Source organism: Candidatus Planktophila versatilis (assembly GCF_002288105.1).
In the GTDB taxonomy this organism is placed as follows: Bacteria; Actinomycetota; Actinomycetes; order Nanopelagicales; family Nanopelagicaceae; genus Planktophila; species Planktophila versatilis.
Genome location: NZ_CP016774.1, coordinates 1,158,259 through 1,171,596 on the forward strand (window position 1 = coordinate 1,158,259; position 13,338 = coordinate 1,171,596).

General features: G+C 48.4%; 13 protein-coding genes. 3 read left to right on the forward strand and 10 right to left on the reverse strand.

Features of this window, described 5'->3' with window-relative positions:
• The first annotated feature begins 13 nt into the window (after positions 1-13).
• From A1sIA79_RS06005 to A1sIA79_RS06015, 3 genes are read left to right on the forward strand one after another with little or no spacing between them, the layout of a single operon-like run.
• Positions 14-823 carry a DUF3109 family protein gene (locus A1sIA79_RS06005; RefSeq protein WP_095675285.1) on the forward strand — a complete coding sequence of 270 codons (810 nt, stop codon included), beginning with the start codon at positions 14-16 and terminating at the stop codon, positions 821-823.
• A gap of 26 nt (positions 824-849) precedes the next feature.
• The gene (gene radA / locus A1sIA79_RS06010; RefSeq protein WP_095675286.1) at positions 850-2,217 is read left to right on the forward strand and encodes a DNA repair protein RadA; all 1,368 of its coding nucleotides are present in this window, start codon (positions 850-852) and stop codon (positions 2,215-2,217) included.
• Positions 2,217-3,065 (forward strand): HhH-GPD family protein, encoded by an 849-nt coding sequence (locus tag A1sIA79_RS06015; protein WP_095675287.1) that lies wholly within the window; start codon positions 2,217-2,219, stop codon positions 3,063-3,065. Before radA ends, A1sIA79_RS06015 begins: the two co-directional genes overlap by 1 nt.
• Positions 3,066-3,075: 10 nt before the next feature.
• Here the strand turns inward: A1sIA79_RS06015 and A1sIA79_RS06020 are convergent, their stop codons facing one another.
• The 10 genes from A1sIA79_RS06020 to folP all read right to left on the reverse strand — a co-directional run bounded on the left by A1sIA79_RS06020 (position 3,076) and on the right by folP (position 13,338).
• A complete protein-coding gene (locus tag A1sIA79_RS06020; protein WP_095675288.1) occupies positions 3,076-5,577 on the reverse strand; it encodes an ATP-dependent Clp protease ATP-binding subunit in 2,502 nt (833 codons plus the stop codon).
• A 147-nt stretch (positions 5,578-5,724) separates the two neighbouring features.
• A complete protein-coding gene (locus A1sIA79_RS06025; RefSeq protein ID WP_095675289.1) occupies positions 5,725-6,219 on the reverse strand; it encodes an amino-acid N-acetyltransferase in 495 nt (164 codons plus the stop codon).
• A gap of 2 nt (positions 6,220-6,221) precedes the next feature.
• Entirely contained in the window at positions 6,222-7,730 is a 1,509-nt protein-coding gene (gene lysS / locus A1sIA79_RS06030) for a lysine--tRNA ligase (RefSeq protein ID WP_095675290.1), read from the reverse strand.
• Positions 7,731-7,764: 34 nt separating this feature from the next.
• The gene (locus tag A1sIA79_RS06035) at positions 7,765-8,532 is read right to left on the reverse strand and encodes a type III pantothenate kinase (RefSeq protein WP_095675291.1); all 768 of its coding nucleotides are present in this window, start codon (positions 8,530-8,532) and stop codon (positions 7,765-7,767) included.
• Between the two features lie 2 nt (positions 8,533-8,534).
• On the reverse strand, positions 8,535-9,359 hold the full coding sequence (gene nadC, locus A1sIA79_RS06040) for a carboxylating nicotinate-nucleotide diphosphorylase (RefSeq protein WP_095675292.1): 825 nt from the start codon (positions 9,357-9,359) through the stop codon (positions 8,535-8,537).
• Positions 9,356-10,969: an L-aspartate oxidase gene (locus A1sIA79_RS06045; RefSeq protein WP_095675293.1), complete on the reverse strand. Its 1,614-nt coding sequence runs from the start codon at positions 10,967-10,969 to the stop codon at positions 9,356-9,358. Before A1sIA79_RS06045 ends, nadC begins: the two co-directional genes overlap by 4 nt.
• Complete coding sequence (locus A1sIA79_RS06050) at positions 10,966-11,736, reverse strand: 4-phosphopantoate--beta-alanine ligase (RefSeq protein WP_095675294.1); 771 nt, start codon at positions 11,734-11,736, stop codon at positions 10,966-10,968. The genes A1sIA79_RS06045 and A1sIA79_RS06050 overlap by 4 nt, the downstream gene beginning before the upstream one ends.
• Positions 11,737-11,786: 50 nt before the next feature.
• Positions 11,787-12,233 carry a 2-amino-4-hydroxy-6-hydroxymethyldihydropteridine diphosphokinase gene (gene folK / locus A1sIA79_RS06055; RefSeq protein WP_095675295.1) on the reverse strand — a complete coding sequence of 149 codons (447 nt, stop codon included), beginning with the start codon at positions 12,231-12,233 and terminating at the stop codon, positions 11,787-11,789.
• The gene (gene folB, locus A1sIA79_RS06060) at positions 12,230-12,586 is read right to left on the reverse strand and encodes a dihydroneopterin aldolase (protein ID WP_095675296.1); all 357 of its coding nucleotides are present in this window, start codon (positions 12,584-12,586) and stop codon (positions 12,230-12,232) included. Before folB ends, folK begins: the two co-directional genes overlap by 4 nt.
• Positions 12,583-13,338: a dihydropteroate synthase gene (folP, locus tag A1sIA79_RS06065; RefSeq protein ID WP_095675297.1), complete on the reverse strand. Its 756-nt coding sequence runs from the start codon at positions 13,336-13,338 to the stop codon at positions 12,583-12,585. The genes folB and folP overlap by 4 nt, the downstream gene beginning before the upstream one ends.

The window sequence follows — 13,338 nt, forward strand, 5'->3', positions numbered from 1 at the left end:
AGGCTCTGCGACTATGTCAGAGATAAAGCCAGGTTTCGCACGTGATTGGGTCGAATTTGCAGATCCAAATGATGAAGAAGAAATATTCAAGTGCGACCTCACATGGTTGACCTCATTCTGGACCTGTATCTATGGCGATGGCTGCCAAGGTGTATTTAAGGATCGCCCCAATGATGGATGCTGCACCGAAGGTGCGATGTATTCAGATGAGGATGATGAAGAACGCGTTCGTAAGGCAGCTGAATATCTGACTCCTGAAATGTGGCAATTCTATGAAGAGGCTCGCCCAAAGAAACCTGGCGGCAAACTTCGCATTACCGATTTAGATGAAGATAAAGAACGCAAGACTCGCACCGTCAATAATGCCTGCATATTCCTTAACCGCAAAGGTCATGAAGCACCAGGATTTACCGGATCATTTGGTTGCGTGCTTCATCACCTGGCACAGCAGCGTGAAATTCACTTTGTAGATACAAAACCTGATGTCTGTTGGCAACTTCCCTTACGTCGTAGTTTTGAAACTCGCGAAGTTGGCGAACGTGAATACCAAATCACCGTCATTGGCGAATATGAACGTCTTGCATGGGGCGATGGTGGAGATGACTTTGATTGGTATTGCACAAGTAATACCGATGCTCATGTCGGTAGTGAACCTGTCTACATCTCCAACAAGGCCGAATTGCAACAACTCATGGGTAAAGATGCATACGCAGTTCTTGCCCAGCATTGCGATAAGCGCATCGCCGGCATTAAAGATGCTCAAGCTCGCTCGCTACCGCTCTTCGTTATTCAACACCCAGCAACAATCGCAGCCGGTAAGTAGTCAGTTCTCTGGTCTAATCTAGGACTATGGCCAAAGTTGAGAAGGACCCATTTCGCTGTTTTGAATGCGGTTGGAGTTCACAGAAGTGGGTTGGTCGCTGCGGAGAATGCCAGGCGTGGGGCACAGTTGAAGAACTTGCTGCACCAAAGAAGCTCTCTCTCGTTGCAGGTTCGGTAACAAATAAAGCAACAGCTATTGGCGATGTCGACCTATCTGCCGCGCACGCAAGACCAACCGGAGTATCAGAGTTAGATCGAGTTCTCGGTGGCGGACTTGTACCGGGTGCAGCCATATTGCTTGCCGGTGAACCAGGTGTTGGCAAATCAACTCTCCTGCTTTCCGTAGCCGCCCAAAGTGCGGCAAAAGGAATTCCGGCGCTCTATATTTCCGGTGAAGAATCTGCATCCCAAGTTCGCTTACGTGCAGAGCGCATCAACGCGATTGACCCACAATTATTTCTGGCGTCCGAAACAGATTTAGGTGCCGTCATTGCACATATCGATGCAGTCAAGCCTGAATTACTCATCATCGACTCGGTTCAAACTATCGGTTCATCAACTGCCGATGGCTCACCGGGTGGGGTAACACAGGTGCGAGAAGTAGCAGGGGCGCTCATTCGCATCTGCAAAGATCGAGATATCACTCTGCTATTAGTTGGCCATGTGACAAAAGATGGTTCTATTGCTGGTCCGCGTTTACTTGAACATATCGTCGATGTAGTTCTTCAATTCGAAGGCGAGCGTCATTCACGACTTCGCCTTATTCGTGCAATTAAGAATCGTTTTGGCGCTAGCGATGAAGTTGGTTGTTTTGATCTCAGTGATACCGGAATAGAGAGCGTGCTAGACCCCACGGGGCTATTTACATGTCGTCACACCGAACCAGTACCTGGAACGTGTGTCACCGTAACCCTCGAGGGTCGTCGCCCACTTCTTGCCGAGATTCAAGCACTAGTAAGTGCTGGGCGTGAGAATGATTTTGGAAATGCACGGCGGGTAACAAGTGGACTCGATGCAGCCCGCACCTCAATGACACTTGCAGTTCTTGAGTTACGTGCCCACGTTCGAGTAGGTGGACGCGATGTTTATGCGGCAACTGTTGGCGGTATGAAGATGTCCGAACCTGCCGCCGATTTAGCTCTCGCACTTGCAGTTGCTTCAGCTGCTAAAGGCTTAGCACTGCCCGCTGATCTGGTTGCCATTGGCGAAGTGGGGCTGGCGGGTGAGATTCGTAAAGTAAGCGGTGTTTCTCGCAGATTAGCCGAGGCATATCGCCTAGGTTTCAAACGCGCTTTGGTTCCAGCTGGCTCTGATGTGAAGATTGATGGAATGGAGATTGTCGAAGTTTCTCGTCTTGATCAAGCTCTGGCGCGCGTAAAAATCACTGGTGATTAATGTACGAGAAAGAAATCATCTCCTGGTTTAAGAGCAATAAGCGTGATCTCCCCTGGCGAAAGACAGATGCCTGGGGTGTACTAGTTTCTGAATTTATGTTGCAGCAAACTCCAGTCACTCGCGTACTTCCTGTCTATACCGAATGGATTAAGCGCTGGCCCACTGCCGAATCCCTTGCCAAGGCCAAACCTGCAGAAGTCATTACTGCCTGGGGACGACTTGGCTATCCGCGTCGCGCTCTGCGTTTACATGAGTGTGCCAAGGTAATTACAAGTCAATACAAAGGACGTATTCCGCGCGAGGAGGCAGAGCTACGTGCCTTGCCCGGAATCGGTGAATACACAGCCGCTGCCATGGTTGCCTTCGCATTTAACGATCGCTCACTTGTTCTTGATATCAATATCCGCAGACTCTTTGCCAGGCTTTATGACGGAGTAGAAACTCCCAAAGCTTCGGCAACCAGGGCTGAGAAATCTCGCTATGAAGAGTTAATCCCAAAGAATGAGGCGCACGTGTGGGCGGCGGCAACGATGGAGCTAGGCGCTCTTATCTGCACATCGCAGACTCCGAAGTGTGGAATCTGTCCGGTGGCAAAGGATTGCACTTGGCGAAGTTTGGATTACCCAAAATCAGATATCGTTAAAAGACGACAAACATGGCATGGCACAGATAGACAGTGCCGAGGCGCGATTGTTCAAGCACTGCGTGAAAACCAAGTCTTAAAGAAGAGCGAGATTGCGCAGTTGTGGGATGTGCCCTCACAATTAGAGAAGGCGCTTCTTACGCTATTAGATGATGGCTTGATTGAAGCACGTGGAAAGAGTAGTTACTCACTTCCCCGCAATTAAGCACGTGCAACTAAGCAGTAGGTGTCTGTGCTAAATCCTCTGGGCTATCTGGCATTAATACCTTTGGCGAACCCTTGAAAGTGAACTTCGCATCAGCATCAACGCCTTCAACATCGACCACAATGATCTCGCCAGCTTTAAGTTCACCGAAGAGAATTCGCTCAGAGAGTGAATCTTCGATCTCTCGTTGAATAACTCGACGAAGTGGACGTGCACCGAGAAGTGGGTCATAACCTCGAGCTGCAAGGAGGTCTTTGGCAGCCTGAGTGAGTTCGATACCCATATCTTTTGCCTTCAAGCGCTCATCAAGGTTGGCAATCATGAGATCAACAATCTGAATGATCTGCTCCCTAGTGAGCTGGTGGAAGACGATGACATCATCGATGCGGTTAAGGAACTCTGGGCGGAAATGGTTCTTGAGTTCGTCTTGAACCTTGCCCTTCATGCGATCGTAATTTGTGAGGTCATCATCGGCATTAGCAAAACCAAGTCCGAGTGATTTGGAGATATCACGTGTTCCAAGGTTGGTAGTCATGATGATGACTGTGTTTTTAAAGTCAACAGTGCGACCTTGCGCATCAGTGAGGCGACCATCTTCAAGGACTTGTAGGAGAGAGTTGAAGATATCTGGATGTGCCTTTTCGATTTCATCAAAGAGCACAACTGAGAACGGACGACGACGCACCTTCTCAGTGAGCTGACCGCCTTCGTCATAACCCACATATCCCGGAGGGGAGCCAAATAAACGTGATGCAGTGTGACGTTCTGAATATTCAGACATATCAAGTTGAATCAACGCTGTTTCATCACCGAACAAAAATGATGCCAGGGTGCGAGAAAGTTCTGTCTTACCAACTCCAGAAGGTCCAGCGAAGATAAATGATCCACCCGGGCGCTTTGGATCTTTAAGACCAGCACGTGTGCGGCGGATTGCTTGTGAAAGCGCCTTGATTGCTTGATCTTGACCGATCACACGGCGATGGAGTTCATCTTCCATGCGAAGCAAGCGAGCAGTCTCTTCTTCAGTTAACTTAAAGACTGGGATACCAGTCGATGCTGAAAGAACTTGAGCAATCAGCTCTTCATCAACTTCAGTGACCTTATCGAGGTCTGTGGCCTTCCAATTCTTTTCCGCTTCTTGCTTCTCTTGCAGAAGTGTCTTCTCGTTATCGCGGAAAGATGCGGCGCCTTCAAAGTCTTGCGCATCAATAGCTGACTCTTTGGCTTTGCGAGCCTCGGCAATCTTGTCATCAAATTCGCGAAGTTCAGCTGGAGCTGTCATGCGCTTGATGCGAAGACGTGATCCCGCCTCATCAATAAGGTCAATTGCTTTATCAGGAAGGAAGCGATCTGAAACATAACGATCTGCCATATTTGCAGCGGCAGCTAGTGCGCCATCAGTAATTGAGACACGGTGGTGTGTTTCATAGCGATCGCGAAGACCTTTAAGAATTTCGATGGTGTGCGCAACTGATGGCTCTTTCACCTGGATAGGTTGGAAGCGGCGTTCTAGCGCTGCATCTTTTTCGATGTGCTTACGATATTCATCAAGTGTGGTTGCACCGATTGTCTGGAGCTCACCACGTGCCAGCATCGGCTTTAAAATACTTGCGGCATCGATAGCACCTTCAGCCGCACCTGCGCCGACAAGAGTATGAATCTCATCGATAAAGATAATGATGTCGCCACGTGTCTTGATCTCTTTCAGAACTTTCTTCAGGCGTTCTTCGAAATCACCACGGTAGCGAGAACCCGCAACGAGTGCACCAAGATCTAGTGAGTAGAGCTGCTTATCTTTCAAAGTTTCAGGAACATCGTTCTTGGCAATTGCCTGAGCAAGGCCTTCAACTACTGCAGTCTTTCCAACTCCAGGTTCACCAATAAGAACAGGGTTATTTTTTGTGCGGCGAGAGAGAATCTGCATCACACGTTCAATTTCTAATTCGCGCCCGATAACAGGATCGAGTTTGCCTTCACGCGCTGCTGCTGTGAGATTGCGACCAAATTGATCAAGTACAAGTGAAGTTGAAGGTGTTCCTTCAGCCGGACCACCTTGGGCAACAGTCTCTTTGCCTTGATAGCCGGAGAGAAGTTGGATTACTTGTTGGCGGACTCGGTTGAGATCTGCGCCAAGCTTTACGAGAACTTGTGCGGCAACGCCTTCGCCTTCGCGAATGAGCCCGAGCAAAATATGTTCGGTACCAATGTAGTTGTGTCCGAGCTGGAGTGCTTCCCGAAGTGAGAGCTCAAGAACTTTCTTTGCACGAGGTGTAAATGGAATATGACCACTTGGTGCTTGTTGACCTTGACCAATAATTTCTTCTACCTGCGCGCGAACACCTTCGAGTGAGATGCCGAGTGATTCCAGACCTTTAGCAGCAACGCCTTCACCTTCATGGATCAGGCCAAGGAGGATATGTTCAGTGCCGATGTAATTGTGATTGAGCATGCGTGCTTCTTCTTGAGCTAGGACAACTACTCGTCGAGCTCGATCGGTAAAGCGCTCAAACATTGGCGGACTCCTTTATTTCTAACTTTCGATGTGCTGGCGGTAAGCCTATAACCCCGCCCGGGCAAGGCGCGAGGTAGAAAGCTACTTGCCTCATAGAACCCTAAATATGGGGTGAATATTCCCTCGGATTACTAGCGGTGGCCGGCTCTAGAGAGTGCGCAGCATCCGGGTGTTGCCCAGGGTATTTGGCTTGACCGATTCGAGATCCAGGAATTCGGCAACGCCAGCATCGTAGGAACGAAGTAGCTGTTGGTAGACATCATGATCAACTGGCGTTCCTTGAATCACTTCAAAACCATGTCGGCCAAAGAATTCAGTTTGAAATGTGAGACAGAAAATTCGCTGGACTCCGACGTTGCGAGCTCTATCAATGATTGCTTCCATAATTAGATGTCCGACACCTTTTTTATGCCAATTCTTGTCAACCGCAACTGTTCGCACTTCTGCTAAATCTTCCCAGAGCACGTGCAGTGCCCCGCAACCAATAATGACACCATCGTCTTCAGCAACAATAAATTCTTGAACGCTTTCATAGAGCGTGACAGTTTCTTTTGCCAGCATTTGCCCAGGCGCCGCATATGAATCTACAAGTTCACGAATTGCCTTAACATCAGAAGTCTTTGCCGAACGAATAATTGTCATGGCTAATCAACTTCCGGTTTTACTAGCGGGAACAAAATAGTTTCACGAATGCCAAGACCTGTGAGCGCCATGAGTAAACGATCGACGCCCATTCCCATTCCACCCATGGGAGGCATGCCAAACTCCATTGCGCGTAAGAAATCTTCATCTACTTGCATTGCTTCCAAATCACCTTTAGCTCCAAGCTGAGCCTGCTCCACTAAGCGATTACGTTGAATGACTGGGTCAATAAGTTCTGAGTACCCGGTTGCTAACTCAAATCCATCGACATAGAGATCCCATTTTTCAACCATGCCTGGCAACTCGCGGTGAGCACGCACCAAAGGTGAGGTATCTACTGGATAGCCCATCACAAAGGTTGGCTCAACTAACTTATCTTTTGCTACATGTTCAAAGATCTCTTCGGCGAGCTTGCCTGTTACCCACTTCGGGTCAATCTTCATGCCAAGTTTTGTCGCATATTTCTTTAGCTCATCGATAGAAGTCAATGCCGTTACCGTCTCGCCAACACCTTGCGAAATTGCGTCGTAGAGCGAAATCTCTTTCCATGTGCCGCCAAGGTCTGCTTGACGTCCATCGTGATGGGTAACAACGTGAGAACCCGACACAGCAACGGCTGCATTTTGAACCAGCGAACGAGTGAGATCAGCGATTGTGCGCCAATCACCGTATGCCATATATGACTCGACCATTGCAAACTCTGGTGAGTGAGAAGAGTCGGCGCCCTCATTGCGGAAATTTCGATTAATTTCAAAGACGCGTTCAATACCGCCCACAACGCAACGCTTTAAGAAGAGTTCAGGGGCAATACGCATATATAAATCCATGTCATAAGCGTTGCTGAATGTTTTAAATGGACGCGCCGTTGCCCCACCATGCATGACTTGCAGCATGGGTGTCTCTACTTCGATAAAGCTCTGTGAGTGAAAAGTTTCGCGAAGTGAGCGCATGACATTGGGGCGCATGCGAGCAGCGCTGCGCGCTTCTGGGCGAACAATAAGATCGACATAGCGCATACGAACGCGCGTCTCTTCCGACATCGGCTTGTGATCATTTGGTAGTGGTCGTAGCGATTTTGATGCAAGTGTCCAAGAATTAGCAAGAATAGATAGCTCACCTCGTTTAGAGGTAATGATTTCACCGGTGACTGAAACAATGTCACCTAGATCAATATCTGATTTCCAGGCATCGAGTTGCACTTCGCCGACTTTATCCAGGGATAACATCGCTTGCAGCTCTGTTCCATCACCTTCGCGCAGCGTTGCAAAGCAAAGTTTTCCAGTGTCACGCTTAAAAATTATTCGCCCGGTAAGGCTTTCAATATCTCCGGTAGCGATATCGGTTTCAAGACCCACGTATTTTTCACGAATCTCTGACAATGATTTTGTGCGAGCAACTGCCACCGGATATGGCTCAATTCCACGCTCAAGCAGGCTGGCGCGCTTCTCGCGACGAATCCGAAGTTGCTCCGGTAGATCGTCCTCTTGTGCGGGTGAGTTATCGGTGGTCATGGTGGCGCACAGTCTATCGTTTTTGGCAGTAGAACTAGTGAGAGTTCTTCTCGTGGATAAGGCGAAGTCCAATCAAAGTCAGGTCTGGCTCATGCTCATCAATGGTTTCTGAAACTCCAATAATGAGCGGGGCTAATCCACCCGTTGCAATAACTATCGGTGCTTTCTCATAACTTTGCGCAAGTTCATCAGTAATGCGTTCGACAAGGCCATCAACCTGTCCCGCAAATCCATAGATCGTTCCTGATTGCAAAGCTTCTACGGTGTTCTTGCCAATAACATTCTTTGGTCTGATTAATTCAACTTTTCGTAATTGCGCAGCTCGTGCAGCTAGTGCATCGACAGAGATTTCAATACCGGGTGCAAGTGCGCCACCTAAAAACTCACCTTTCGGAGAAACAACATCAAGATTTGTGGAGGTTCCAAAATCAACAACAATTGCAGGTCCACCATAGAGAGTGTGGGCAGCTAGCGTATTAACTATTCGGTCTGCACCTATCTCTTTGGGATTATCCACCAACAACTGCACGCCAGTCTTAGTTCCTGGTTCCACGATTGTCACGGGGGTATCACTGAAATATGTATCAATCATGGTCCGCAATTCGCGAAGGGTAGCCGGGACAGAGGAACAGATGGAAAGTGCAGCGACTTCATAACCGGTAACAAGTGCACTGTATTGCAACCATAGTTCATCAGCTGTTGTGCGGGGATCAGTCTTTACCCGCCAGGACCTAATGAGAGTTTCTTTCTCAAATATTCCTAGAACTGTATTTGTATTTCCGACATCGATTGTTAACAACATAATTACTCCGCTCTCAGATCTAGGCCAATATCTAAAACAGGTGCGCTATGAGTTAGTGCACCAATTGCTAAGTAGTCAACGCCAGTTTCGGCATATGCACGTGCATTCGTCAGTGAGATTCCACCAGATGCTTCGAGTTTAAATGCACCCGCTACTAGTGCAACCGCCTTTGCGCAAAGCTCTGGACTCATGTTATCGAGCAGCACGCAATCAGGTTTCAGTGAAATTACTTCTGCTAATTGATCCAGCGTATCGACTTCAATTTCGATCTCAGCTGTCGGGTTCTTCTCGCGCACCCGATTAAAAGCTGCTGTGACTCCGCCAGCTGCGGCAATGTGATTATCTTTAATGAGCGCGCCCGCACTTAAATTCATCCGATGATTGGTTCCGCCGCCCATACGAACTGCGTACTTTTCCAAGACTCGCATTCCAGGCGTTGTCTTTCGTGTATCTCTGATTGCACAAGTAGTTCCTGCAATTGTTTCTACCCAAGTGCGGGTCAGTGTGGCAATGCCGCCCAGATGTCCGAGAAAATTAAGCGCGGTACGTTCTGCCAGCAAGATTGCTCGAGTATCTCCGCGAACGCTCATGAGAACAGTTCCCTTAGCGACCTTTGCGCCATCGGCAACCAATACCGCGATTTCGCTCAGGCCCACTTCTTCCAGAACTGCGCGCGCCATATCAATGCCAGCAATAACACCCGCACTACGGGAGACAAAATCTGCAACGACTCGTTCATTTCCAGAAACTGTGGCAACTGAAGTGATGTCTTGCCCGCCATCTAGATCTTCAGCAAGTGCACGTTTAATGAGTTCGCGATCAATCATTGATTGCCTACCTCCTGATAACCCGTTGTCCAGTATCCAGTTTGATCAAGTTGTTGCACAATACGCTTTCGCCATTGATCACTTGTTTCTGGGAAATCTTCCCGCCAGTGTGAGCCACGTGTCTCTTGGCGAATGAGTGCTGCTTTAAGAATAGCTTGCGCTAATTGAAAGAGGTTGGTTGTCTCCCACGCCTCTACACATGGCTGCGCGCTAGTTCTATCTTCAATACGTGTGAGATCTGAACTTGTGCGCACTAATGAATCCGAGGAGCGCAATACGCCAGCACCTCGGCTCATACTCACCTGAATATCGTGACGTACTGATGGGTCAAGAAGTATGGCTCGTGAGACATTTTCTACCGGCTCAGTAAATTCAGGAAGGTTCGCTGCAATATCTGATGCGATACGCGCACTGAAAACAAGGCCCTCGAGTAAGGAATTGGAAGCCAATCGATTGGCTCCATGCACTCCAGAACATGCTGTTTCACCGCACGCATAGAGACCATTGACACTCGTCCTGCCATTGAGATCCACGCGCACGCCACCGGATGCATAGTGAGAAGCCGGTGCCACCGGAATTAACTCTGTGAGTGGATTTATTCCATGTGCAATACAGGATGTATAAATGGTTGGAAATCTCTTCTCAAATCCTTCCAGGTGGCGCACATCAAGCCACACATGCTGTGCATGATTCTTATTCATTACTCGCATAATTGAAATTGCCACAACATCGCGTGGCGCTAGCTCAGCAAGTGGATGAATCTCTTTCATAAATCTATTCCCTTGGTCATCAAGGAGATAGGCACCTTCACCTCGTACTGCTTCGCTAATCAAAGGTTGCTGGCCTTCGGAGTTATTTCCTAGCCATAAAACGGTGGGGTGGAATTGAATAAATTCCACATCAGCAACTTTGGCACCGGCGCGAAGTGCTAGGGCAACGCCATCTCCAGTTGAAACAGAAGGGTTGGTAGTTTGAGCAAAGACTTGTCCTAATCCACCGGTTGCCAAGACAACAGCCTTAGCAATTGCGCGACCAACTCCATCGCGACTACCAGCACCAATCACGTGCAAAGTCACGCCGCAGATATCTCCAATATCGTTTTTAAGCGCGTCTAAAACAAGTGCGTTCTCAACAACTTCGATTTCAGGATCGTTGTGAACAGCTGCAAGCAGGGCGCGTGAAACTTCAGCTCCCGTTGCATCACCCCCTGCATGGATAATTCGATTACGTAAATGTCCGCCTTCGCGAGTAAGTGCGATCTCACCACTTGCCTCTTTATCAAAAATAGCGCCACGTTCAATAAGTTTTCGTACCGCCTCCGGTCCTTCTGTGACTAATACTCGAACAGCATCGACATCACATAGCCCAGCACCAGCAACTAAAGTGTCTTTTTCGTGCGCTTCAGGTGAATCACCATCACCAAGGGCAGCAGCAATTCCACCTTGTGCCCACTTTGTCGAACCTTCATCAACGCTTGCTTTCGTAACAAGTAGAACGGATAAACCAAATGTTCGACATTGCAACGCCGTAGTTAGGCCAGCGATACCAGAGCCAACGACTATGACATCGGCTTGCGCAGTCCAGCCAGGTGCGGGGGCTAGTAATCTCATGAGCGCTGCACCATCTGCCTATTGTCAATCAAACGGACCCCATTTATCCACCCGGCAACAATTGCACGAGTGTGTGCTGTATCTCCACCTGCTGGGAGAAAGCTTTCTTCATCGATGAAATCGGCGTAATCAACGGTAAGAAGTGGCTGTGATGCCAGAGCTTTACGTAATTCACTCTCAGTCTCAGATGCAAATAGGGCTTGTGAGATCACTGCCGCTGCTGCTCTGCCTTCGGGGGTTAATCGGATATTTCGGGATGACATCGCCAAGCCATCAGCTTCACGAATAATGGGTGCTCTAATGATTTTTACATCACCCGCAATCTCCTCAACAAGCTTTAGTTGTTGAAAATCTTTCTCGCCAAATATTGCAGTACCTGGTTTGAGTAAATCAAAAAATCTACGAACTACGGTGACCACACCATCGAAGTGCCCTGGTCTTGATTTACCTTCGTATAGCTGTGAAATTTGACCAGCGGTAAGAACAGGGTGATCTTTCGGATAAATATCTGCGTGCGGCGGTAACCACACATGTGTCACACCGTGCATTGCGGCTAATTCAATGTCGGCATCCGGAGTTCTTGGGTACTTTGCTAAATCTTCTGCACTCTCAAATTGAAGTGGATTCACAAAAATACTGACCACCACGTTCTCGCTGTGCTCTTTAGCAATAGACATCAGTGAAGCATGTCCTGCATGAAGTGCGCCCATCGTGGGAACAAATGCGCAGCCTGAAGGAAGTTGGCCAACATCTGTTACTACTTTCATGGCTCCAGTCCTTTCAGGTACCGGGCAGGCAGTGACTTAAGTCTAAAGCGTTATGGCAATTGCTCCAAAAGGTGAGAGATCTTCCCGTGGGTGAGCAAAATTGCATCGGGTTCAATCTCACTCCAAGGTTGTAATACAAAGCGTCTTTCATGTGCCCGTGGATGTGGAAGTTCTAACTCTTCGGCGCTGCTGAGCAGACTGCCATATTGAATGAGATCTAGGTCAATAGTTCTGGGGCCCCATCGCTCCTGGCGCTCTCGACCAAGAGTTTTTTCAATGCCATGTAAGAGTGAGAGTAGATCTGTCGCAGGTAATTCACTTTCTAGAATACAGACTGCATTGATGTAGTCGGGTTGCTCTGGACCCCCCACAGGTTTAGTGGTGTGCAAGGAAGAGACGGCAATAACTTCGGTTGCAGCTCGCAACATAGTCAGCGCTAACTCAATCTGTTCGTGGGGATTACCAATATTGGCACCGAGTGCAACGACTGCTTTCATCGCGAGATCGTTACTGCGATATCTGCAACCTCTGCCGAAACAGGCGCTTTAGGCTTATGCACGGTTACGCTCACGCGTTCAATCTGCTGATGAGATGCCTTAATTCGATCTGCAATTCTTCCAGCGAGTTTTTCAATCAATTGCACTCGAGCGCCAGTAATTTCTTCCACTACAAGATCAGCGAGAGCACCGTAATCGATGGTGTCTTTTAAATCATCGGATGTGCTCGCCTTTGATAAATCTAACGCAATCTCGAGATCAACATAGAAATCTTGTCCATTTTTTGCTTCATGGTCAAAGACTCCGTGATAGCCAAATCCGTGAATGCCCTTAATCGAAATTACATCACTCATGCGCTGATCGCATCCTTATTCACCTTCACACCGTGAACTCTAACTGCCCAAATGCCTTTACCCACAAGTGATTGAGTAACGGCAACGGTTGCTGCTTCGCGTGAGTCTGGAGTGTCACCGCCAAGGAACCTCTTACGAGAATGCCCAATAAGGACTGGATATCCCAGGGCAATGAATTCATCGATGCGATTTAATATCTCCCAGTTATGTTCGGCATCTTTTGCAAAACCAATACCTGGATCGAGAATAATGTTCTCACGCTTAATGCCAGCAGCGAGTGCCTTATCTAGTTGCAGCGTTACTTCCTCGATTACCTCACTGACCACATCACCATAGATAGCCTTTGAATTCATATCTGCTGAATGACCTCGCCAATGCATAATCGTGTACTTGCAACCCAATTCGGCAACAGTTGCAAACATATCTGGATCTGCTGCCCCGCCACTGACATCATTAACAATGCTCGCACCTGCCTGCACAGCCAATCGCGCAGTCTCTGCTCGCATAGTGTCAACGCTCAATGTGACGCCCTGGCCAGCAAGTCCTTGAATCACAGGAATAACACGCGCTTGTTCTTCTTCTGCCGATACTCGCTTCGCACCTGGCCGTGTTGATTCTCCGCCGATATCGATGATGTCGACACCTTCTTCAATCATCTCTAAGCCACGGGTGATTGCAATGTGTGTCTCAAAATTTACTCCACCATCGGCAAAGGAATCCGGTGTGACATTGAGAATTCCCATCACAAGCAT

Coding starts and splice junctions, on each gene's coding strand:
- A1sIA79_RS06005 (WP_095675285.1), top strand. CDS start 14: ATGTCAGAGATAAAGCCAGGTTTCGCACGTGATTGGGTCGAATTTGCA.
- radA (WP_095675286.1), top strand. CDS start 850: ATGGCCAAAGTTGAGAAGGACCCATTTCGCTGTTTTGAATGCGGTTGG.
- A1sIA79_RS06015 (WP_095675287.1), top strand. CDS start 2,217: ATGTACGAGAAAGAAATCATCTCCTGGTTTAAGAGCAATAAGCGTGAT.
- A1sIA79_RS06020 (WP_095675288.1), bottom strand. CDS start 5,577: ATGTTTGAGCGCTTTACCGATCGAGCTCGACGAGTAGTTGTCCTAGCT.
- A1sIA79_RS06025 (WP_095675289.1), bottom strand. CDS start 6,219: ATGACAATTATTCGTTCGGCAAAGACTTCTGATGTTAAGGCAATTCGT.
- lysS (WP_095675290.1), bottom strand. CDS start 7,730: ATGACCACCGATAACTCACCCGCACAAGAGGACGATCTACCGGAGCAA.
- A1sIA79_RS06035 (WP_095675291.1), bottom strand. CDS start 8,532: ATGTTGTTAACAATCGATGTCGGAAATACAAATACAGTTCTAGGAATA.
- nadC (WP_095675292.1), bottom strand. CDS start 9,359: ATGATTGATCGCGAACTCATTAAACGTGCACTTGCTGAAGATCTAGAT.
- A1sIA79_RS06045 (WP_095675293.1), bottom strand. CDS start 10,969: ATGAGATTACTAGCCCCCGCACCTGGCTGGACTGCGCAAGCCGATGTC.
- A1sIA79_RS06050 (WP_095675294.1), bottom strand. CDS start 11,736: ATGAAAGTAGTAACAGATGTTGGCCAACTTCCTTCAGGCTGCGCATTT.
- folK (WP_095675295.1), bottom strand. CDS start 12,233: ATGAAAGCAGTCGTTGCACTCGGTGCCAATATTGGTAATCCCCACGAA.
- folB (WP_095675296.1), bottom strand. CDS start 12,586: ATGAGTGATGTAATTTCGATTAAGGGCATTCACGGATTTGGCTATCAC.
- folP (WP_095675297.1), bottom strand. CDS start 13,338: ATGCTTGTGATGGGAATTCTCAATGTCACACCGGATTCCTTTGCCGAT.